Here is a 21312-nt window from a genome sequence, read left to right as displayed (position 1 = left end):
TTGAGTTATTTTTGCACAACACATTGCCAATACAAGCTCTCATGGCCGGAATGTATTATTATTTTACTTGATAAAGTCGGGCTTTCTTTTTTGCAAAAAGGCATTAACTCCTTCTTTGGAGGCGTCAATGCATGACATATCCCCGGACCCCTGGTAGTTAATTTCCAGTGCAGCTTCCAGCGTGTCACAAGCCGATGCCTCATTAATAACCCTGGCCACAATCCCAAGGGCTTGTTTGCTTAAAGGCAGTTTGCCGGCCATGGGTTTTTCCGAAACGATGAATTCCGGGATGGAAACAGGAGCATCACTTATACGGGGAATTGCTCCCTTAAGACGATTTACCTCGGCAATGGCTGCTGCTATCATTTCCGGGTACCCATTGGTGATCTGCTGTACCATGCCTATTTCTTTTGCTTCATTAACGCTTAATCTGCGGGCCTCACCGATCATGGCATTGAATGTTCCAGCGGCATGGGGCCATTTTCTGTATGGAATAACAGCTCCGCCCATACCCGGTAAAATCCCCAGGGTAATTTCAGGCAATTGAAAAAAGGCTTTTTTGTCCGCCACCAGGCTGTGACAGCGAATGGCAAGTTCCACACCTCCCCCCATGGCAAGCCCGTTTATGGCCGCCACCACCGGTTTATCCATTTTATCCATAAAATGGAGTACCTCGGAATTGCCCCTTGCAAGGGCCACCCCCGCCTCTTTGTTGTCAAAGGTGGCAATGAAACCGCCAATGTCGGCACCGGCACAAAAGGCTTTGTTTCCATAACCGGTGATGATGAATCCTTTTACAGAAGGATCATCCGCGCCCTTTTCAAGCTCTTTTAAAATTTCAGCGCATGTGCCGATTCCCAGGGCATTGACCGCCTGGGGCCTCCTGATGGTGATAATTCTTACGCCATCTTTGTCATCCACCAGGATATCACGATGAAAATCAAGGTATTGAGCTATGTCGGTTTTTGGCCTGGGAAATCCAGGACGTTCCTTTTCAAAGGTATCGGCAATGCGCATCACCTCTTTTTCACCCATATCCGCCATGATATCAAAAACCCCTCTTTTAAAACCAAGGGCCATGAGACTGCCAAGATTTAAGTCCGATTTTGTTCCGATATTTCTGTCGGCGATGTCAAAGCACTGGGAAAAAACAATGCCCATCATCCGGTCACGAATCCATGATTTAAGATCCGAAGGTACCTCTGTTTTTGTGCCGGGTTTTGCCGTATTCCACTGTCCCACAGAACAAAGGAGGGGGGATGGCGCATAGGCGGCACGTTCTGCCATTCTTCGCACCTGGGATTCATGGGTCAGGGGATTGCCCCCTGTCATGTTCAATACAAAAAAAGGACCGGCACCCACAAATTCCTCGGTCACTGAATCCACCTGAAATGTCGTGGCACGATCCAGAAGATAAGTGGCTTCACTGGTCCAGTTTTCAAATATCCGGTTCAGCATAAAGGAAAAAACATTATCGGTCACAACGGGGACTTTTCCAGTGCCGGCAAAAAACCAGAGCAGGTGATCAAGAACCTCACGGTCCGCCCCCTCCCAGTTAATGACTTCCACGGCCATGCTTCGCCATGCCGGAGAAAAAAAATGGGTGACGGTGCTTCGTTCCGGATGCTGCAGGGACGTGAATATCTGGTCAGCCGGTATGGAGCTTGTATTGGAGGTTAAAACAGCCTTGGGGGAAACAATTTTCTCAAGGGTTGCAAAAATCTTTTTCTTAAGATCAAGGTTTTCCGTGGCGGCTTCTATAACCAGTTCGCAATTGGAAAGCTTTTCATAATCATTTGTATAAACGATGTTACCAAGAACCAGATCTGCTTTTTCCCTGGTCATCAGCCTTCGATCAATACCTTTTTGAGCATAATTTTGAAATCGTTTTTCAGCTTTTTTAAGCTGCTCTTCGGCCACATCCACCAGAAACAGTTTTGCATGGGGCAAAGCGGTTCTAAGATAATAGGCAATATCCGGTCCAATGTTTCCAGCTCCGATAACCGCCATTTCTTCTGGCATGGATCTGCTGGATTCAATGAGAAAAGGGTTGTGATATGAATCGTAAAGCTTTTTGGTTTCAGACATGAATTTCCCCCTCACAATAGAGCCCCTCGGACACACGGGAACATTCAACATATTTCCTTCCACAGGACTTCAAGGGCCATATTTAGATAAAATATCTGTAAGATTTGAAATATCTGTAAGATCTCAATAAGCATGGGCAATAAAACATGATTGGCATTTTAACCACCCGCCATCATCAAAAGCCCATTTTAAAACCATATTTTCCACCCACACTTATTGAGAACTTACTGATGCCTTCCTGAATTATCGGGGATTGCTAAACATTTATCCTGATAATCCAGGAAGTACTGTCATTGGATCATGACAGGTGAACAACGAACTATTTTCAGTCCACCTTAACAATCAGTGCTGCACCGGTGTCCCCTGCCGCACATCCGGCAAGCAGACCGTATCCGCCACCAAGGATGACCAGTTCCTCTATAAGCTCCACCAGAAGACGCATGGTGGTGGACCCCTGGGGATGACCGAAAATCATGGAACTGCCGTAATTATTAAAGATCTTGTCATCAACGCCAAGCAGTTTGGCCATTGCCAGATCGTTGACACTGAAAGGATTATGGGTTTTCACCGCCGCAAGATCCGTCACCTTGATACCCGCATTGTCCATTGCCATTATGGCCGCTGGGGTGGGAGCTGCTGGCATATGGGCTTTCTTGGTACGGGCGTATCCATAGGAAAGAATCTGGATTTCCACAGCATTATCCGCTGAGAAATCCCGTGCCCTTTCCCTGGAGGTCACAACCATTCCAGCATTACCATCAGCCGGATGGGTCTGGGCACCAAAGGTAAGGATACAATTGGGTTGGGTTTTAAGGCGGGCAAGACCCTCCGTGGTGCTTGGCATAATGCCCTCATCGCCTTCAACCAGGATGGTCTTCTTTTTTGAAATTTTGATTTCCACAGGAATCATATATCTTTTCTGGAACGCCCGATCATCGGCAAGGGCATCAAGATATTTATTATAACGGTTAACCGCCAGTGCATCCGACTGTTCACGGGTAAATCCATGTTCCTTGGCCACATTTTCGGCAGTCTGCACCGGGCTGGTATCGGCACAGGGATCCCAGGCAAAACTGTCAAGCATCCAGCTCTCAAAATATGGTCGTCCTCCGGGACCTTGGGGATTGGGCCATATCAGATTGGCGCAATTGGATGTGCGGTCCGTGGTGGCCACCAGAAGATTCTTATGACTGCCAAGCTCAATGCAGCCTGCTGCATAGTTCATGGAAACGGTGGAAGTTGCGCAGGCCTGGGCAATTCTCGGGCCACTTATATCTGGGTTTCCGATCTGGGTTGCAAAGTTGGGGGCATCATAAAACCATTCCCGCTGGGGAATGGTGGAGCCAAAAACAATTCCATCAAACTGTTCAGGCTTATAGCCCCTTAATTCAAAAAACTTTTTTGCCGTGGCCGCTGCCAGGTCCACAGCATTTTCATTTTGAAAAGATCCCTGCCATTTTGAAAATGGTGAACTCCAGTATCCTTTGTATGGTACAAAAACATTTTTAAACATGATGTGCTCCTTTTTTCAGATTAAGCTGAATTTTGTTTTTTTAGTTACGATTTATGCGCCTGAAAAAATTGAACCGCCAAGTTCTTCAATCAAAGTAGGTTCAGGACACGCTTGGTGCCTTCCATCTTTCCCTGTTTATCCTCAAACGAAGGTACACCTCATTTTTTTGAAGTAACCCAGTTATAATGGCATCGTAATTTTGATCAATGGATTATCAGAATATATAAATTGACAACTCTCATCACAGCATTCATTGGATCAATCTAACTTGCCTTATCTTGTGGCTTTAAAGGCAAGCATCATGGGAGGCAGCAGCGGGATTTTCTTCCCTACAAATTAAATAAAAAATAAATTCAGCGAATCAACTTTGTCAAATTTACAAAAACATAAAACATTTGATATCGGCAAAATGCGCCTTAAATTAAAAATGGCAAATCGATCAGTGATGATAAATAAAGGACGATTTAATATCGTTTCAATGGACTTGCATCTCTGGTTTTTTACATCAGTGGCGATAGATGCGAACCCAAGGCATGGAAAATCCCCATGGCCGACGTCACAACGAGCTAGGACAGCAAAAACACGGAAAGCATTATTGCGAATTGTGGCCCTGGCTTCCCTGAACCGGCAAATTTGTTCAGTCGCTCATGCCGACCCAGGAATTCGCTCAGTCAATGATGTTCTTTCCTTTCAGAGAATTGATCTCTTCATCACTATACCCCAGCAATTCCTTCATGATCGTTGGCGTATCCTGTCCCAGGCGGGGTGCCCCGCGCCATGCCTTTCCCGGGGTGTCCGAAAATTTGGGAACGAATCCAAAAGCTTCAACTTCTCGATCCAGGGTTTGATCATGGTATTTAACAAAATTCTTTCTATCATGCCAATGAGGATCCTCGTAAATTTCCTTTATATTTTTGACAATCCCCACTGGAATTTTATATTTATTCATATGCTCCTGGGCCTCCTGGGCCGGACGAGCCGCAAACCATTTGTTTGTTTCCTCGTATAACTCCTTACCCTTATCGGACCAGACCGCTTCAAAGGAATTTCCGGCCTCTTCCCACTTAAAATACTCAGGATCCAATCCAAGACCTTCTATAGCGCGATAGTAAACCGATTTTCCAAAAGCACCGATAAAACACCAGCGGCCGTCGCCGGCTTTATGTAAGGATGCTGGTTGGAATATAGGCACCCGGTTTCCAGCCCGTTTTTTTAAGACTCCGGCTTCAATGTAACTAATCCATTGATCGTCCAGCACCCTTGCAAAGGCTTCAACCTGAGCCATATCCACTTCTTGTCCCATGCCGCCGTTCAACACATTGACATATGCCGCGCAAATACCTCCAAACAGGAATGTTGCTGTCAGATAATCATTAACAAAGGAAGCGGCATAGCGCGGTGGCTCGGGTTCCGGATCCCCGTTAATGGACATAAAACCACTTTCGGCCTGCCCGATGGGATCGTAGGAAGGACGATCACAGGTATCTTCATTCCCACCGAACTGCGGCCTGCCAAATCCGCTTGAATGACCTATAATAAGCTTGGGATTGACCTCCCAGAGATCTTTCAGTTCAATTCCCAATTTTTTCAACCACACCATATTCTCCAGCCAGACGTCGACCTGTTTGATCAGGCAGAAAAATATTTCTTTGGCTTCCGGGATACTCATATTGGTATTTAATGTGAAACTCATACGGTTTCTGGCACCCTGAGCCCAAGCCGCACTGGTTTGAGCCTCGCCGTCTTCCCTGAAAAGTTGCGGAGATTGATACCGATAGGCATCCCCGATTTTTGGAAATTCGACCTGGATCAATTCGGCGCCAAAATCAGCAAGCAATTGGGCTGCAAAGGGTGCTGCCACAACCGTTCCGCTCAAAAGGACTCTCATTCCTGTAAGAGGACCAAATTTTGGTGCAAAATGTGGTGCGGGTATTCGGGATAATTTTTCCCATCGTTTCATTTTCTTTCTCCTTTCACTGAGTTATTCATGGTCCGCCTCGCAGACGACTACAACAACAAACTCTTATCCATATTCATTGGTTGTGAAGTAATTGGCAAAGATTTCTCCCAGGTACCTGCGCATGCATTCCGACGGAGAAACATCCACACCACTACAACGGGCACGACAGCGTTCAATATATAAAATCAGCCTTTTACAGCTGGAACAAACAGTGGCATAACTTCCCTTGCAAACACAGTGTTATTACACACTGCCCCCACAATATAGATGGCCAGAAATCCTGAGATTATGGCGAGATAGCCCACGCAATGGTGCCAGAATTTATCGACATCCGATATCAATTGCAAATCAAGACCGGCGATTATCCACAAACAGGTCGTAAGCAGAACAATCATTAATGTAAGGGGCCTTGGTGCTGCCTTCACGTACGATGGAATAATAATCGTTATGAATGATGCACCAGCAACCCAGCAATATCCCTCAATAACTTTGTATGTCGTAAAGTCAAAAAGCGCAGCGGATACCATGCCGTTTTTTATGGCAAGAATCATTGCGAATTTTGCAAGGACGCTCAGGGAAGCACTAAACATAAAAAATGCTGAAAAAAACAGAAAAACATTACCCGCCGTGATATTTTTATTCTTTAATTCAATAATCGCAGTAATGACCTGCACAATTCCGCCTCCAACCAACCAGGCTGCCAACAGCGGATAACCGGCCAAAGTCACTTTTTCTAAGTAAACAGCACCAAAAGCGAAACATGCCACCGACAGTGAACCTAATCCGGCAGGAATCGGATTTGCAAAACTTGATTGAGATTCTGACATAATTTACCTTTCATTTTTTCAATTTAAAAGTTAAATACGAAGCCTTCGTAACCCACATCAGGATACAAAAGCATTAATTCGCACAGCATCGCTTATATGTCTTTACACCTTACCCAAAACACATCGTTGCCCAGTTTATAATTATTAGGATATTAAATGAAATGCTGGATCATCCTAGAGTTCATTTCACAGAATTAATTCAGTGAATACATTCATACTTTATGAAAATTCAGTTGTCAAGGGGAAAATCCGTCTAAATTTAAAAAAATTCAAGGCATGATTAAGAACTGATTAAAGGACCGTCGCAAGGGGAGGACAAGAAACATATCGTGGCAAAAAATTTTTAAGAGGGCTTGATTATAATGTCGTCCATCTTGTAATATAACCGCCACGGATGGAGCAAAAACGCTACTCTGGCCCACCCACAACAAAAACAAAAACGCCTATAGTTCAAGATAGTTGTATAAAATCTCAGTAAGCTCTCAATAGATCCAGGTCTTCAGAAATTCCTTTTAAATACCACCGAGTATTTAACGGGTAGCTGGTTTTATCCCCCCTGATTATTGAGCACTTACGAGTTTCAAACAAAAAAATATGGCATCCTTCATTTGAAGGATGCCGAGATTTTTTATTTCTTTTGCATCGAATTTTGTGCTAAGCAGGGCTTGAATCAATAAAAAGGATTTCAAACTTGATCCCCAGCATCACCCAATGCTGAACATCAACGGTGTAGGGCACGCACCCCGTTTTATAGCAAGCATATCTAAAATACGATTCTCAAGTGTCGCAACGTGCTGAATTATTCTATACAATTCAAAATCTGCATCGAATCACCGACTCTTGTCGTAGAGTTGGATTAACCGTATTATCACTGGGATCTCCACTTTGCATGGATAGAGGCCGATAACGAAAAAACACCAATGTCGTCCATTTTACCAAAAAAAATTGAAACAAAAAAACTGAAACAAAAAGCACAAGATAAATCTATTCAAAACCCCAACATGGAGAACGACGAATGAAAATAATGAATCCAAAAAAAAATTGCTTTGAAATGCCACCCAAAATTTTTAAAGAGATGCAGGCGGTCCCCATTGAATATCAAGAAAACCACAAAATAAAAATTTTATTTCCCATCATGGAAAAATATGAAAACCCGGCAAGACAAATGTTTGGAGGAATGATTGCGGCAGCCTTTGACAATACATTTGGTTATTTTTCTTATAAAATGCTGCAAAAGGTCTGCACAACATTGGAACTCAACACCTCTTTTATCAGACCAACTAGCGTAACAGACAAAGAATTAATTGTGGAAGCCTGTTTGATTGCAAAAAACAGGAGCCTACTGGTGTTGGAAGGAAAGGCTCATAATCCTAAGGGACAGCTTATTGCTGTGTGCAAAACAAGAATGATGATTTTAGACGATTGATTACACAACACCAGATTATTTTTTTTTTGGGGGGGGGAGGACTGGCTTTGATTATCACTGCTTCTGGTTCTAAAGTGTGACAATGGGGAAGTCTGCCCCATGGGCATTATGTACAAAAAATTTCTTTCTTGCTCTTTCTTGCATGGATCGGGATGGATAAGACTCAGAAGCCACGCCTGATCCCATTATGGAGGAGGGGTCAAGCGTGCTTGATGTAACAGTTTTTCCATTTTCAAAGGGTGATAGACTTTAGCAAACGCGACATATATCCATGCATGTCTTTCACCAAATCTGATTTCCCGTTATCAAAACACCAGTTAAGCCCGACACCTCTGGCGCATGTAAAGAGAAACTTGGTGGTCTCTTCAGCAGAAAATTCTGGATCAAATTCGCCCTGTTCAATGCCCAAAGCAACAATATTTTGCAGCATGACAAAACGAATCGAAGTTGTACAAAGGAAAAGTTTAGTTTGGGTTTTGTATAGCGCCTTGACAACGTCTATGCCATAAAAAATATAAAGCCTGGCCAGATATTCAAAAAAAGATAGAATCTTGACACTTGGTGTAGTCCCCTGAAGTTTATCAATGGATTTACCTTCCATAAATTCATCGGCATTTTCAAACAACTTATATAGAATATCTTCCTTGGATTTAAAATAATGATAAAAAGCACCCACGGATACCCCGGCTTTCTTGCTGATTTCATCAATGGTGATATTGTCAAACCCTTTCAACTCCATTAATTCCACACCGGTTTCATAAATTCTATTCTTGGTTTCAATTGCCTGAAGTTTACGTTTGGTTAATTTTACCATTTATTCACCTTACTATGCATTAGTTCCGGCATATTTCACATGGTCGCAGGGGATCAATGATGGGCATCGACAATATAAATATCCGGCATTACTTATAAAAAAACAAGTTGCCCGTCTTGAAAATCAGGGCAGAATCAGAATCCCAACCCGGGTTGTAAATGATGGGCTTGGTCAAAACATAGGGCACTCGAAAAATGGGTCAGACTTGCCTTATTAACGCTTTAGTTGAACATTTTTTTATGCCCAGTCAGTTGTTAACAATAAGGGCAGCCCCCCCAACCTCCAACAATACAAGCCAAGCCCAGTTCTCCCAAAATCGGCCATCAAAAACTCAAATATCGAGTGTATAATTTTATCAAGGAGGGTACCCAGAACATGACAATTTCTCTTGAAACGACGTTGAAAGCCTGGATATGGTGCACTTGACCGCAATGGGGAATCAATGCAAATTTTGAATCCCGCCTCACATTTTTTGCTATGGAAAACATTTATTCCGGAAGGCCGCACTGATCATCTTTCCCTTGAAGCACCAAAACAGGACACTTGATGTTGCAAGATATGATCCATTATGTTCCATAAAAAGAATTGTATCTGCAAGCCATATTTTTCTCCAGCGCTTGAAGACTCCATCAATATTATTGCCATGGTAACGTTCCAGTCTTTTTTTCAAATCAGTTTTTTCCCAAGCATCAACCATAGTTTCAATCCCTTACATGGTCAATAGATCCAGATAGACATGGGCGGCTTCGGAGATTAAACCCGACACCCGATCCCGGAAAGCGTGTGCAAGCAAAATGTCCATGCTTCCCCCATCGCTGTGTCCCCCCAGCAAAACCTTCGGCACATCACACCTATCCATAACTCCAGGAAGCAGTTTCCAGGCTTCATGGAACATCACCAATACGAGGCGAGGTGCTAATTTTGTTCCATTTTCCTTAACAATATGACGAATTTGTTTCACAAACAATGTCAGTCCACATTAATATCAAAAGATTTTATTTTAAGCAAATGCTCAGGCATAAATATTCATTGTTCCTTCCTGGATATCTTCTTTCAGATCCTACCACCCTTACCGCCCCGGGTGTCAAGAGTGCCGATATTTAGATCAAGCCTGTTCTTTGACCGCATCAGCTTTCAACAAATTTTGTGATTGATGCCAGATCTTCAAAGACCTTCTGTTTTGTGACATCTTCCCAGTCATTGTCCTTTAAGCGGGCAAGCTCCCTTAAAAAATTTCCCAGGGCCTTGGTATATTTGGCACTGTTGCCAAGCCCTGTCGTTGCCTTTCCCTTTAATTCTCCGCTTTCCCGGCGTTGTGCCTGGACCTCCTGGTAGGCCTGATTAATGGATTTTTCCCCGGAGGTGACACTTTTCTTAATTTCTTCGGTACCGTGTTCAAGCAATTTTCTGGCCTTTTCCGCCTTTGCAACACTGGTACCAAGCTCCTTTGCCCGAAGGACGTCCATCTCCTTCTTGCGGGATACGGCAGGATGTTCCTGCTCCGTATTTTTTTTTCCGGGCGAAGGGGCGATATTGTCCAGCACCTCCAGACATCTTAAAATATCCTCATCTGCAAGGTTCCGGCGGTTACGCTGGATGTGAAAGCAATAAAGAATAGCATCATCTTCATTTTCAAAGGTTTTAAAAATAACCGGTATCCTGTCAAGTGACAGTGCTCGGGCCGCAGCAAATCGAGTATGTCCGTCCACCACGATATTTTTTTCTTTCCAGACTATGACGGGAAAGGTCTCATCAAATCCCCTTGCTTCCATGTCCGTTCGTATGGAGTCCAGGGTATCGTTGCCAATGGGAAAAAGAGATGAAAAAGGGGGTTCCACCTTAAGTTCTGAAATAGTGATCAATTCTGTGTGCAATGTCTTCTTACCTGCTTTTTTCTATTTATAGTGTTTAATAATTCATATAACCCACATGTCCTATCGGACACAACGAAACATGAAAATGGCATTATGCCGCCTTTTCATATAAATATACATGACTGTAACCACAAGGGTTGTCCTCTAACAGCATCCGCCAATACCGCAGGACGCATTTTCTTTACCTTTTATCCAGACCTGGATAATATAAGCTGCTCAGCCCACCCCGGGGGTCACGGAAATGGCCCCGACAGGGCAATTGTTTACACAGGCCCCGCATTCCATGCATCCATTAAGATCGGCAATTCGTGCAGTGCTCCCATCACGCTCAAACACACCATGTGGACAAACTTCCATGCATAGACCGCAACCCACACACTCTTTCCGGGAGAGCTGGAGGCTTGCCACATCATCTAAATATCTTAAATCCTTCATATCTTTTACTGCCTTAAAATGCCGAATAAATCCACAGGACAGTCGCCACCAGCATCATAACGATCTGCACCGGTATGAAACGCTTCATCTCTTTTTCCACGCCGGACGGAGAAGTAAAGGGAGTGGCACCGGTAAAGCTCATGGCCAGATAAGAACTGACGGCAACGGAAAACAAAAAAAGAGCCACCGAACCAGCTGCACCCCCCGGAAAAGGGAACATAAAATAAAGACAAAGGGAAGCCACCGCACTTCCGGCAACAATGCCCTTGGCACTAAATTGCCGAAAAGGAAGCCAGGGCAGCAAGACCGGTGTAAGTACCGCACCGGCAAACACCCCGGACAAAAGCATTACAAACCCGGCACTGCCCCTTACCCATGCCTGACCCATGGAAAAAACATTAGGGCCGATACCCGACATCGCCAATAATGTCAGTGCAATCAATAAAACAGGTCGGGCAACAATGCGCACCTCCACCGGGGTCAGAACAAAGCGTTCCCCCACAGAGAAGGTCACCTGCCGCATGGCAGAGGATGCCTGCTGGTGGTTATATAAAAATTCCGGGATATCCCGGGATCTAATGGGCCCATACACCACCCGAAAACCGGACCTGTTTTTCACCGCCCGGGCAGATATCCCCGTGGCACCGAGCTGGGGAACAATCACTGTTTTATGAGTGACCACCTGTCCAAGGGCACAGGTGTCAATGCGATGCACCAGCTCATCGGTTGAAAAAGTGCCTTTGCCTGCGGCACACCAGACATTAACTCCCAGAGTATTTAGCACCAGCACCCAGACATTGAGCCCTTTAAGATTACATCTTAAATGGTCAAAGCTGAGCTTGAAGTTAGCCGTGATCAGCACCTCGGATGAACTGTCCGGATCTCCCACAGCATACAATCCCGGTGCCACCCGGTAATCTTGTCGACCAATACCGCACCGGACAAGCAGTGTGGACAAAATGTCATCCAGACCCAGTGCCACTTTAATTTTTGGCACCCTGCCTGCCGGGGTGACAAAGAAATCCTCAACATAGGAACACAAGTGATACCCCGGGATTTCATGAATTTCCAGTCCATGGGGAGTTAAAAGTAAGGTGTTATCTGTAAAGTCCGGCAGGCAAGGCTGAATCTGCACATTTCGGGTGGACAAAGTTAAAGCGCCCAATTTCCCTGCTTGGCTTGCAGAATCCGAAACTGTGCCCATCAAATTATTCATAAAAACCCTCATTATTTTAACCCAATTGTGCTATCTTAAATTTTTATCTCTGATTTTCGGTTTATTTTGACAGGAAAATCAGAAAACCTTTTTGGTTCTGGCTTATCCAGATTAAGGACAATACCTGCTCGCAAAACCTGCCTCCCCTCGGAGGTTAATACAAACAAACTTGCACATGAAGCTTCAAGCATTTTTCAGGCCATTGCATATTTGCGGATGAAAAAAGGCTTGCTCACAACATAATTTATTGTGCCTTTTTTAGCCTTCAAGGTCAAGGATAACGATAAGTCCATGGATGCTTGACATTTACCCTCTAATCATATTTACTTTCATTTTATGATCCAAATTTTTCATGCTGCCTTTGAGAAAAAACGCTAATTAGCTCTGATCACCCCGGAAAGGAAAAACAAATGTTTCAAATAAAAGCATGGTACTGGCTGGTATTCGCCATGATTCTCATCATGTCAGAGTTGATCATTCCAAGTTTCACTATTATCTGGTTCGGCCTGGGTGCCATTATTGTGGCGGGCCTTTTGTGGATGGTTCCGGATCTTGCCCCCAGTTTTCAACTTTTCTTCTGGGCCATGGCCTCCATCATATTCACCATATTATGGTTCAAGGTATTCAAAGCCAAAATGGGGGATCGCACAAAAGCCGGAATTTCCCTTGAAGCCGTGCTAGGGGAGTCGGGACTTGTCGTAAAACCTGCAGAAACCGGAAAAAGAGGCATGGTACAATTCACCACACCCGTGCTGGGATCAGAGCAATGGTCGTTTATCTGTCAAGAAGAAACCCACACCGGAGACCGGGTACGGGTGGTTGATATATCCGGTAATACACTAATTGTTAAACCCATTAAGGAGATTTGACCATGACTGAAGGATTTATTGTTGCCTTGTTTTTCTTGATACTGGTAATTGTCACCATCAGCCTGGGGGTACGCATCGTTCCCCAAGGAAACAAACATGTGGTTCAGCGTCTGGGGAAATACAGAAAAACCCTGGGACCGGGCCTTAACATCATTATTCCCTACATGGACAAGGTGGCCTACAAGGTGATAACCAAGGACATTGTGCTGGACATCCCAAGCCAGGAGGTGATCACCAAAGACAATGCCGTTATAATCACCAATGCCGTGGCCTACATCAACATCCTTTTCCCGGACAAGGCCGTCTATGGAGTGGATGATTACGAGGCGGCCATCAAAACACTGGTCCAGACATCCCTTCGATCCATCGTGGGGGAGATGGATCTTGATGAAGCCCTTTCCAACAGGAATCTCATCAGAACCCGTCTCAAGGAAGCCATTTCAGATGATATATCCGACTGGGGCATTGCCCTAAAAACCGTGGAAATCCAGGACATCAATCCGTCGCCCACCATGCAGGCTGCCATGGAGGAGCAGGCTGCAGCGGAACGGAAACGAAGAGCCACCGTAACCCGGGCCGAAGGGGACAAGTCCGCTGCCATTCTCCAGGCTGAAGGGCGCGTAGAGGCTTCCCGACGGGATGGTGAGGCACAAATCGTCCTTGCCAAGGCAAGCCAGCTGGCCATAGAAAAGGTCACTGCCGCCATCCAGGACAAGGAACTGCCAATGCTGTACCTGCTGGGAGAAAAATACATTGATGCATTAAAAAAAGTGTCCGAATCCCAGAACGCAAAGGTGGTCATACTGCCTGCGGACCTACCGGCTGCCGTTAAGGGTATCATAGGGGCACTGAAATAGCACCTTCTGAAAAACAAAGGAAGCACAGCAGATCAATGACCAGCCACCTCCCGAATGAACCTGCAATGGCTTCAGACATAAAACCAAAAATTATCTCCGGCATCATGCTGCTGGCAGGGCTTTTCTGGATTAGCCGGTACCATTACCTTCTTTTCCACAGCTTGGCGGAACTGTTTTCCATCGCTGTTGCCTGATCGGTATTTCTTGCGGTCTGGAACGTCCAACGGCGTATCAGGACTGATGGATTTTTTATTCTTGGGATCGGTTTTCTTTTGAAAGCCAGCCGGGAACCGGCGCCACCTTTAAGATCTATCTGCCCTGCCAGGCAGAGGAAACAGTTTGTGAAACGTCCCTAAAATGTGAGCAGTTCATGGGGGGCAGTGAAGGATTTCTGCTGGTGGATGATGAAGCAAACATTGTTTCCATGATGACGGACATGCTGGAAAGGCTGGGGTATCGGATCACCTGCCGGATCTCAAGTCTGGAGGCCCTTGAACTGTTCAAGATTCAGCAGGACACGTTTGACCTTGTCATCACAGATCTCACCATGCCCAACATAACCGGTGAACGGCTGGCAAAAAAAATAAAACAGATACGCCCGGATATCCCGATAATTATCTACACCGGCTTCAGCTACAGGATAGATACAAACAGTCCAGAAGCGCAGTATATTGACGCATATATCCACAAACCCGTTATCCGGCGGGATTTAGATGCAGCCATCCGAACGGTTTTAAAAAACGCCCGGAACAATTCGTGATCTGAAGGTATATAAAATGAAACGGCGTTCTCCATGTCACTGGCATTTTCTTTACAGTTGCGCCTTGCAAAATCCACCACCGTGGGGTGATCACTGTCGATATAATATGTGGGTAATAAATATTTTTCCATTTAATCCAGCACCTGGCGTATTTTTTGGGCAAGGTCCACCATGATAATCGGTTTTAATAAAAAGCCTTTAATACCAAGGGAGGTGGCCTTTGCTTCGGTTAGGGTTTCACTGAATCCCGTGCAGAGCATGATGGGGATGTCAGGACGTATTTTTATCAATTCAGCCGCAAGGGTGTCGCCGGACATCTTTGGCATTGCCATGTCCGTTATGACCAGATCAAATTCATCGACATGGTCTCTGAACATTTCAAGGGCTTTACTGCTGTCTGTCAGCGAGGTTATTGTATATCCGAGACGTTCCAGCATCAGTTTTTCCATTGTAACGATATCTTTTTCATCATCCACAAGCAGTATCCGCTCTGTTCCGGTCTGCAGGAACTCCAGATCATGGATAAACGTATCTGCCTGGTCAAGGGCTTTTTCCACTTGAAAATAAACGTTGAATTGCGTTCCCTTGCCCGGTTCACTGTATACCTGAATATACCCATTCATGCCCATGACAATCCCATGCACGGCTGAAAGTCCCATGCCGGTTCCCTTGCCTTTTTCCTTGGTTGTAAAAAACGGATTGAAGATTTTATCCTGCAGTTTTTTATCCATTCCAATGCCGGTGTCCGACACGGAAAGGCAGACGTATGAGCCAGGCACCATATCTGAAGTACCCACATCATATTTTCCAAATTCAACGGGTTTGAGCCCCACACTCAATTCTCCCCCGGTGTTTTCCATGGCATGGTAGGCATTGGTCGCCAGATTCATCACTACCTGATGAATCTGGGTGGCATCGGCTTTCACCGGACCGCAATCAGGCCGTATATCCTGTTTGATATCAATGGCCGTGGATATGGTGGATCTGAGAAGTGTCATGGCTTCTTCTATAACCGGCTGAATCTTCATTAATTTCATTTCATTTTTTTCATGACGGGAAAAGGCAAGAATCTTTTTTACCAGATCCCTTGCCCTCAATGCGCCGGAATAGATACCGTTGATCTTCTTTCTCAAAGGATTCTCTTCGGGGATGTCGTCAAGTAACATTTCTGCATACCCCAAAATAGGGAAAAGAATGTTGTTAAAATCATGGGCAATACCGCCGGCAAGAGTACCGATGGACTCCAGTTTTTGACGCTGGAGTATGCGGTCCTCAAGCTTGAGTTGTTTTGTAATATCCCTTCCGAAACTTACAAGCCCCACAATTTGACCATTTTTTAATATGGGGGCAGTGGTCACGGAAATGGTGAGAATCTCCCCGGCATCGGTTTTAAATCTTAATTCATATTGAACAGATCTTCCATTGATGGTTTTATTAAAAACATCGTTGATCATGGAGCGATCCTCCTCCAATATGAGGGGGGCAAATGGCTTTCCGACCCAGTCTCTGAGCTTCAATCCGGTGACCCATTCCGTCCGTTCGTTGAAAAAGACAAAATGACCTGATGTGTCCAAGGTCCAGATCATGTCATGGGAATGTTCAACCATGGTACGATATTTTTCTTCCGAATGCCTCAATACATTTTCTGTGTTTTTACGTTGAGTGATGTTGGTGGAACTGCTTATAATTCCCTCAACGGTTCCGTCCTTATCCATCACTGGGTCCATCCGCACATCAAAATACAGCGCCTTTTTAGCGGGTATATCATAGTGAAGTTCAATTCGGTCAGGCGTGTGCGTCTGCACAACCCCCTTAACAGCATCCATGACCATGGCATGCTGATCCGGAGGAACAAAATCCAGAATGGATTTTCCAATAATTTTTTCAGGCCGCAGTTTGCCAATTGCGCGGTTTACAAAACGGATATCATGGTTGATGCTGGAAAGTATAATGGTGTCAGGGGTGTTTTCTGTAAGTGAGCGCCATTTTGCCTCACTCTCCTTGAGCGCTTTTTCACTCTGGGCAAGATCATTCAGGCGGGCCTGCAGTTCAATTGTTCTGTTTTGAACCTGTCTTTTGAGAATTCGGTTATGAAACAGGGCCACGCATAGCAGCAGCAGGATAAAAACAATGGAAACAGCCGATAACAGGGCATGATTATTTAAAATTTCTTGTTGAGACTGTTCGTTCATATGGAGAATTTGATTTTGAATGTTCTCCTTAAGTTTATCGGATAAAAAGGCAATAGTTGTTACAAGCCCTGTGAGACGGTTGACGGTGAGCAGCACCTCGATGGAATTGCCTTTGTTCATATACATTTCCAACTGACTGAGGATGGTTTGAAATTCATCGGTTTTTTTCAACATCCCCCGGGCCAGCCCCTTGCTGTTTTGTGGAAGCGATTGTCCACTTATCCACATTAAATTGGAACGTGCCTGTTGGAAATGTGCCTGGATACGGGCAGGGGAAGGTTCATAGGCGTTGACATATCGAAAAAGTTCTGTACGTGCCTGAGAAATATCAAGGGGGATTTCAGAAACATGGTTCAAAATAGCCGTGTAGGTGCTGTTCAGTTCTCCAAATGCATTTTGAACGGAAATCCAGCTTTGGACAGAAGAGATAATAACCCCGGAAAGCATTATAGCAATACAGGTAATGCCCGCAGCGTAAATTTTCTTTGGACTCATCGGAAATACTTTCTGTTGATTTTGTTTGCTGGCATTGTCGGCAATCCGGACAGGGCATGATACCTGCCCCTATTTTTCCATACCCACATGGGCCTGTTCCCAGACATCGTTGGTGTAGACCTCATGTAGAATCACTGGCGGAACAATAACCTTGTACTGAATCAAACGATCGACAACAAACCCAACCTGTTCGGGATCATGGTATCCCAGGGGCCTGCTACCATACTTTATCAGTTGACTGATAACCCCCATTTGTCTGAGCTGAAGCGCCTTTTTCAAGGTTTGGGTCTTATCGTATTTCATTACAATATTAACGGCCTCTTCCTGATGATTCATAGCCCAGTTCCACCCCCGAAGTGAGGCCCTGACCATCTTTTCACATAAATCGGGCTTTTCTTTCAAAATAGAGTCTTTGGTAAATCAAAATAGAGTCTTTGGTAAAAATGACCTGTCCGGGAAAATTCAACCCATATTCCGAGAAATCAATTATAGAGAGGTCTTCTTTTTTATAGCCTGCATCAATTATCCGAAAATACTCATTATAGGCCATGGCGGTTATAACATCAAACCGGCCGTTAAGGAAAGGTTTTATGCTCCATTTCAGGGCATCAATATTGAGTTGATCAAGGGGAATATCAAATTTACTCATCAACGCAAAAAACTGGGTTTCATTTCCAAAAAACCATATCCCCAACTGTTTGCCCATAAAATCCCGGGGGTTTTTAATACCGGATGACGCCTTTGCAATCATTATCAATCCATTACTTTGTAAAATCTGAGCAATGGATATCAATCCTGGGTTATTTCCCCTGGAAGCCAGAAAATCCGCCAGCCATTTGGTTCCAAAATCTGCCAGATCCGAAGATACCATGTGAATGGGATTAATATCGGTTGCACCCGGTATGATGGTAAGATCAATACCCTCTTCTGTGTAAAACCCCTTATCCAGCGCCACATAATAACCGCCAAACTGACATTGGGTGAGCCATTGGATGGACAGTGATACTTTTTCCCCGGGGGTATCCTTGCCCATGACATTGGGTATTAACAGTAATAGACACCCACAGCCGCAGACAAAAGCGCACATCAAACAGCTGAAAATGCTTTTTCGCATCATCCATCTCCTTTCTGTCCCGCCATAGAATCTCATCTCGTTTCTCCTTGCAGGGGGCATTACAAAAATCGAACTGCACATACAATAGCATGCATACCCACCGGAAAACCATAAAAAACCAAGAGATCCTTCACATATTCCCAAAGAACATACACATCTCGCAACATACATACCAGTACCAACTGGCATAACCCAAAAAGCGGATCGCCTTTTGCTCCCATGGTGCCGTATCGGATGGCCGTTGGGGCTTTGTTGTCGCTACTTTGAGGCAGCGTTTTCATATAACCCGCATGTCCTGGCGGACACAACGAAGATAGAGTCGTAGACGCGGAGCCAAATGGCATTATTCCGCTGGACTGCTCCTTGGATGCTTCGGCTATCTCTGAAACGATATTTCCGACCTTGACGGAGCTTTCCGTCACCTGGTTAAAAGCCTCGTTGGTGGTTGACACAAGTATAGATCCATCATTGACCTTCTTTACGGTCCCTTCAATGAGTTGGGCTGTATTTTTTGCAGCTTCAGACGCTCTCATGGCAAGGTTTCTGACCTCATCTGCCACAACGGCAAAACCGGCGCCTGCCTCCCCTGCCCTGGCAGCCTCAACCGCAGCATTCAATGCCAGTAGATTGGTTTGAAAGGCTATCTCATCAATACAGGTCAAAACAAAAAAATATTACAATTTACATGGATCTCAAATCAAACTGTTGCATCAATCGGTAAAGTTGACTTCTTGAAAGACCGGATCGACTGCAACATTCCGGAATATTACTCTTGTTTATCTCCAATAAGCCCTTCAGATAGGCGTATTTCATTTTTTCAACATACGCTTTATACGTTAATGAGTGGATATTTTTTTGCCCAGACGATGTTGAAAAAGCCTGAGGCATTTCAATATGAGGGGATTTGTTCATTTTTTTCTAATAACAGCGGCACGAATATGCCCGGGCAGATGATGGGGAAAAAGTATACTGCCGGGACTGACTTCACTGCAGATGAGATCAAAGGTATTGAGCAATTCCCTGACATTTCCCGGCCATTGGTATACGTTAATATCCTCCATAAATTCCTCGGACAGCGTATAGAGTTCCTTTATGGGCCAGCGTCAACAGCCCTGTTTTATCTGAAACAGCACCGGTGAATGCCCCTTTTACATGACCAAAGAGCATCCCTTCAACAAGGTTCTCCGCCAAGGCCGCACAATCAATCACAATAAATTCGGCAGATGCCCTGCTGCTCTTCTTATGAATGGTCTGGGCGAACAACTCTTTTACCGGTGCCGGTTTCGCCGGTAATAAGAACGGGAAAATCGTGATTTGAAGCCCTGGCTACGTCATCAAGGCACCTCTTTATCAACGGGCTTTCACCAACAATCGTTCCCCTGTTCATTTTAATTGCCGGGGAATGGGCACGTTTTTTCTCACGATAGGTCAATGCCCTGTTCAACGCGAACTTAAATTTTACATAGGACTCTTTTTTTGAAATGTAATTCCATACACCGGATCGCATGGCAACCTCTGCCCTGTCCACATTTTCCTCGCCGGTAAAAATAATGATTTCAGGAGGATCATAGTGGTGTTTTATGATTTCTATGGCATCAAGACCATTACCATCCGGCAGTCCCACATCGAGAAAAACAACGTCCATGGGAAAGGAATCTATTTGAGCCACCCCCTCTTTCAATGTCTGTTGACACGATATTACATGCCCCATTCCATTGAAAATTGATAACAGGGTTTCACATATCATTGCATCATCATCGATGATAAGAACTTGTGCCATAAGATTTTTTTATACCTGGAAAGCGATGATTATTTTTTCTGTAAAAAAAAACGTCCGGCACCGATGGTCAGGCCGGACGTTCAAATAAAAAAACAAGAGATGAAAATTTAATTTAATCTCAAACAGCACATGCAGTATGCAGGACGTCAGATCTTGTTCATTTACCATTTATCAGGCCCGGCTTGCGGCATCCTCGAAAGAACGGTAAATTTAAAATGGCTGAGCCCCTAATTATAGTCGTAAAATCCCTTACCCACCTTGCGTCCAAGCCAGCCGGCTTCCACATATTTTCTCAAAAGCGGACAGGGTCTGTACTTGGAGTCCTTGAACCCGTCGTACAGGGTCTCCATGATGGCAAGACAGGTATCAAGCCCGATGAGGTCAGCCAGGGCCAGGGGGCCCATGGGATGATTCATGCCAAGCTTCATGACCGTATCAATGTCCTCTGCCTTTCCAACGCTCTGGTAAAGGCAGAAAACCGCCTCATTGATCATGGGCATGAGAATCCGATTGGCGATAAAGCCGGGGAAATCGTTGGCTTCAGCCGGGGTTTTTCCAAATTTTTTACTCAGCTCCCAGGTGATGTTAAAGGTCTCTTCCGAGGTGGGAAGGCCCTTGATCACTTCCACAAGCTTCATCACCGGCACCGGATTCATGAAATGCATGCCGATGACCTTTTCCGGCCGTTTGGTCCTGGCGGCAATACGGCCGATGGGAATGGAAGAGGTGTTGGTGGAAAGAATAACATGGGGGGGACAGATGGCATCCAGATCTTCAAAAATCTTGAATTTCAGATCTTCTCGTTCCACGGCAGCTTCCACCACAAAGTCAACGGAAGCCATATCTTTTAAATCCACAGTGGTTTTAATGCGGCCCAGGATGGCATCCATCTCCGCCTGTTCCAGTTTACCTTTTTTAACACTTCTCTCCAGATTTTTAGTGATATTTGCCACCCCGTTTGCGGTGAACTCTTCCTTAATATCACTCATCAACACGTCAAGTCCGCTGGCAGCAGCCACCTGGGCAATACCGTTGCCCATCTGGCCGGAACCGATAACACCGAATTTTTTAACTTCCATGATCTCTCCTGAA

At 44.9% G+C, this 21312-nt stretch carries 21 protein-coding genes and 1 pseudogene; 5 read left to right on the top strand and 17 right to left on the bottom strand.

Going from position 1 to position 21312, the window contains the following annotated elements:
• Window positions 1–63: 63 nt before the first annotated feature.
• From ACYQ2M_RS09480 to ACYQ2M_RS09465, 4 genes are all read right to left on the bottom strand, one after another.
• Window positions 64–2088, bottom strand: coding sequence for a 3-hydroxyacyl-CoA dehydrogenase/enoyl-CoA hydratase family protein (locus tag ACYQ2M_RS09480; RefSeq protein WP_459916093.1), 2025 nt, complete (start codon window positions 2086–2088; stop codon window positions 64–66).
• 325 nt (window positions 2089–2413) lie between these two features.
• The gene (locus ACYQ2M_RS09475) at window positions 2414–3601 is read right to left on the bottom strand and encodes a thiolase family protein (RefSeq protein ID WP_459916092.1); all 1188 of its coding nucleotides are present in this window, start codon (window positions 3599–3601) and stop codon (window positions 2414–2416) included.
• Between the two features lie 667 nt (window positions 3602–4268).
• Window positions 4269–5561: a CaiB/BaiF CoA transferase family protein gene (locus ACYQ2M_RS09470; protein ID WP_459916091.1), complete on the bottom strand. Its 1293-nt coding sequence runs from the start codon at window positions 5559–5561 to the stop codon at window positions 4269–4271.
• A gap of 185 nt (window positions 5562–5746) precedes the next feature.
• The gene (locus ACYQ2M_RS09465) at window positions 5747–6388 is read right to left on the bottom strand and encodes a GPR1/FUN34/YaaH family transporter (protein ID WP_459916090.1); all 642 of its coding nucleotides are present in this window, start codon (window positions 6386–6388) and stop codon (window positions 5747–5749) included.
• A gap of 1015 nt (window positions 6389–7403) precedes the next feature.
• On the opposite strand from ACYQ2M_RS09465, the gene ACYQ2M_RS09460 reads away from it, so the two are divergent.
• Entirely contained in the window at window positions 7404–7814 is a 411-nt protein-coding gene (locus tag ACYQ2M_RS09460) for a PaaI family thioesterase (RefSeq protein ID WP_459916089.1), read from the top strand.
• Window positions 7815–8046: 232 nt separating this feature from the next.
• Here ACYQ2M_RS09460 and ACYQ2M_RS09455 read toward each other — a convergent pair whose 3' ends face one another.
• From ACYQ2M_RS09455 to hgcA, 5 genes are all read right to left on the bottom strand, one after another.
• On the bottom strand, window positions 8047–8628 hold the full coding sequence (locus tag ACYQ2M_RS09455) for a TetR/AcrR family transcriptional regulator (protein ID WP_459916088.1): 582 nt from the start codon (window positions 8626–8628) through the stop codon (window positions 8047–8049).
• A gap of 709 nt (window positions 8629–9337) precedes the next feature.
• Window positions 9338–9589, bottom strand: coding sequence for an alpha/beta fold hydrolase family protein (locus ACYQ2M_RS09450; protein ID WP_459916087.1), 252 nt, complete (start codon window positions 9587–9589; stop codon window positions 9338–9340).
• A 166-nt stretch (window positions 9590–9755) separates the two neighbouring features.
• Window positions 9756–10502, bottom strand: coding sequence for a chromosome partitioning protein ParB (locus tag ACYQ2M_RS09445; RefSeq protein ID WP_459916086.1), 747 nt, complete (start codon window positions 10500–10502; stop codon window positions 9756–9758).
• Window positions 10503–10646: 144 nt separating this feature from the next.
• On the bottom strand, window positions 10647–10937 hold the full coding sequence (hgcB, locus tag ACYQ2M_RS09440; protein WP_459916085.1) for a mercury methylation ferredoxin HgcB: 291 nt from the start codon (window positions 10935–10937) through the stop codon (window positions 10647–10649).
• A 13-nt stretch (window positions 10938–10950) separates the two neighbouring features.
• Entirely contained in the window at window positions 10951–12153 is a 1203-nt protein-coding gene (gene hgcA / locus ACYQ2M_RS09435) for a mercury methylation corrinoid protein HgcA (protein ID WP_459916084.1), read from the bottom strand.
• Between the two features lie 410 nt (window positions 12154–12563).
• Between hgcA and ACYQ2M_RS09430 the strand changes: the two genes are divergently transcribed.
• The 4 genes from ACYQ2M_RS09430 (at window position 12564) to ACYQ2M_RS09415 (ending at window position 14639) form a co-directional block, all read left to right on the top strand.
• Window positions 12564–13022: an NfeD family protein gene (locus ACYQ2M_RS09430; protein ID WP_459916083.1), complete on the top strand. Its 459-nt coding sequence runs from the start codon at window positions 12564–12566 to the stop codon at window positions 13020–13022.
• 2 nt (window positions 13023–13024) lie between these two features.
• Window positions 13025–13879 carry an SPFH domain-containing protein gene (locus ACYQ2M_RS09425; protein ID WP_459916082.1) on the top strand — a complete coding sequence of 285 codons (855 nt, stop codon included), beginning with the start codon at window positions 13025–13027 and terminating at the stop codon, window positions 13877–13879.
• Between the two features lie 65 nt (window positions 13880–13944).
• Window positions 13945–14073, top strand: a complete 129-nt coding sequence (locus ACYQ2M_RS09420) for a hypothetical protein (protein WP_459916081.1) — start codon at window positions 13945–13947, stop codon at window positions 14071–14073.
• A gap of 176 nt (window positions 14074–14249) precedes the next feature.
• Entirely contained in the window at window positions 14250–14639 is a 390-nt protein-coding gene (locus ACYQ2M_RS09415; RefSeq protein WP_459916080.1) for a response regulator, read from the top strand.
• Between the two features lie 131 nt (window positions 14640–14770).
• On the opposite strand, the gene ACYQ2M_RS09410 is transcribed toward ACYQ2M_RS09415, so the two are convergent.
• The 8 genes and pseudogenes from ACYQ2M_RS09410 to ACYQ2M_RS09375 form a co-directional block, all read right to left on the bottom strand.
• Complete coding sequence (locus ACYQ2M_RS09410; RefSeq protein WP_459916079.1) at window positions 14771–17326, bottom strand: PAS domain-containing hybrid sensor histidine kinase/response regulator; 2556 nt, start codon at window positions 17324–17326, stop codon at window positions 14771–14773.
• A 69-nt stretch (window positions 17327–17395) separates the two neighbouring features.
• The gene (locus tag ACYQ2M_RS09405) at window positions 17396–17662 is read right to left on the bottom strand and encodes a hypothetical protein (RefSeq protein ID WP_459916127.1); all 267 of its coding nucleotides are present in this window, start codon (window positions 17660–17662) and stop codon (window positions 17396–17398) included.
• Window positions 17663–17702: 40 nt separating this feature from the next.
• Window positions 17703–18443, bottom strand: a complete 741-nt coding sequence (locus ACYQ2M_RS09400) for an ABC transporter substrate-binding protein (RefSeq protein WP_459916078.1) — start codon at window positions 18441–18443, stop codon at window positions 17703–17705.
• 340 nt (window positions 18444–18783) lie between these two features.
• Window positions 18784–19105, bottom strand: a pseudogene (locus ACYQ2M_RS09395) (methyl-accepting chemotaxis protein); the annotation flags it as partial.
• Between the two features lie 243 nt (window positions 19106–19348).
• The gene (locus ACYQ2M_RS09390; protein WP_459916077.1) at window positions 19349–19501 is read right to left on the bottom strand and encodes an AAA-type ATPase lid domain-containing protein; all 153 of its coding nucleotides are present in this window, start codon (window positions 19499–19501) and stop codon (window positions 19349–19351) included.
• A complete protein-coding gene (locus ACYQ2M_RS09385; protein WP_459916125.1) occupies window positions 19488–19649 on the bottom strand; it encodes a sigma 54-interacting transcriptional regulator in 162 nt (53 codons plus the stop codon). Before ACYQ2M_RS09385 ends, ACYQ2M_RS09390 begins: the two co-directional genes overlap by 14 nt.
• 31 nt (window positions 19650–19680) lie before the next feature.
• Complete coding sequence (locus tag ACYQ2M_RS09380) at window positions 19681–20220, bottom strand: response regulator (protein ID WP_459916076.1); 540 nt, start codon at window positions 20218–20220, stop codon at window positions 19681–19683.
• Window positions 20221–20447: 227 nt separating this feature from the next.
• A complete protein-coding gene (locus ACYQ2M_RS09375) occupies window positions 20448–21299 on the bottom strand; it encodes a 3-hydroxybutyryl-CoA dehydrogenase (protein WP_459916075.1) in 852 nt (283 codons plus the stop codon).
• Window positions 21300–21312 lie beyond the last annotated feature (13 nt).

The organism is Desulfocicer niacini, from assembly GCF_054657595.1.
This window is presented reverse-complemented; position numbering and strand designations above follow the sequence as displayed.

Coding starts and splice junctions, on each gene's coding strand:
- ACYQ2M_RS09480 (WP_459916093.1), bottom strand. CDS start 2,088: ATGTCTGAAACCAAAAAGCTTTACGATTCATATCACAACCCTTTTCTC.
- ACYQ2M_RS09475 (WP_459916092.1), bottom strand. CDS start 3,601: ATGTTTAAAAATGTTTTTGTACCATACAAAGGATACTGGAGTTCACCA.
- ACYQ2M_RS09470 (WP_459916091.1), bottom strand. CDS start 5,561: ATGAAACGATGGGAAAAATTATCCCGAATACCCGCACCACATTTTGCA.
- ACYQ2M_RS09465 (WP_459916090.1), bottom strand. CDS start 6,388: ATGTCAGAATCTCAATCAAGTTTTGCAAATCCGATTCCTGCCGGATTA.
- ACYQ2M_RS09460 (WP_459916089.1), top strand. CDS start 7,404: ATGAAAATAATGAATCCAAAAAAAAATTGCTTTGAAATGCCACCCAAA.
- ACYQ2M_RS09455 (WP_459916088.1), bottom strand. CDS start 8,628: ATGGTAAAATTAACCAAACGTAAACTTCAGGCAATTGAAACCAAGAAT.
- hgcA (WP_459916084.1), bottom strand. CDS start 12,153: ATGAATAATTTGATGGGCACAGTTTCGGATTCTGCAAGCCAAGCAGGG.
- ACYQ2M_RS09430 (WP_459916083.1), top strand. CDS start 12,564: ATGTTTCAAATAAAAGCATGGTACTGGCTGGTATTCGCCATGATTCTC.
- ACYQ2M_RS09425 (WP_459916082.1), top strand. CDS start 13,025: ATGACTGAAGGATTTATTGTTGCCTTGTTTTTCTTGATACTGGTAATT.
- ACYQ2M_RS09420 (WP_459916081.1), top strand. CDS start 13,945: ATGGCTTCAGACATAAAACCAAAAATTATCTCCGGCATCATGCTGCTG.
- ACYQ2M_RS09415 (WP_459916080.1), top strand. CDS start 14,250: ATGGGGGGCAGTGAAGGATTTCTGCTGGTGGATGATGAAGCAAACATT.
- ACYQ2M_RS09410 (WP_459916079.1), bottom strand. CDS start 17,326: ATGAGTCCAAAGAAAATTTACGCTGCGGGCATTACCTGTATTGCTATA.
- ACYQ2M_RS09405 (WP_459916127.1), bottom strand. CDS start 17,662: ATGAATCATCAGGAAGAGGCCGTTAATATTGTAATGAAATACGATAAG.
- ACYQ2M_RS09400 (WP_459916078.1), bottom strand. CDS start 18,443: ATGATGCGAAAAAGCATTTTCAGCTGTTTGATGTGCGCTTTTGTCTGC.
- ACYQ2M_RS09390 (WP_459916077.1), bottom strand. CDS start 19,501: ATGGAGGATATTAACGTATACCAATGGCCGGGAAATGTCAGGGAATTG.
- ACYQ2M_RS09380 (WP_459916076.1), bottom strand. CDS start 20,220: ATGGCACAAGTTCTTATCATCGATGATGATGCAATGATATGTGAAACC.
- ACYQ2M_RS09375 (WP_459916075.1), bottom strand. CDS start 21,299: ATGGAAGTTAAAAAATTCGGTGTTATCGGTTCCGGCCAGATGGGCAAC.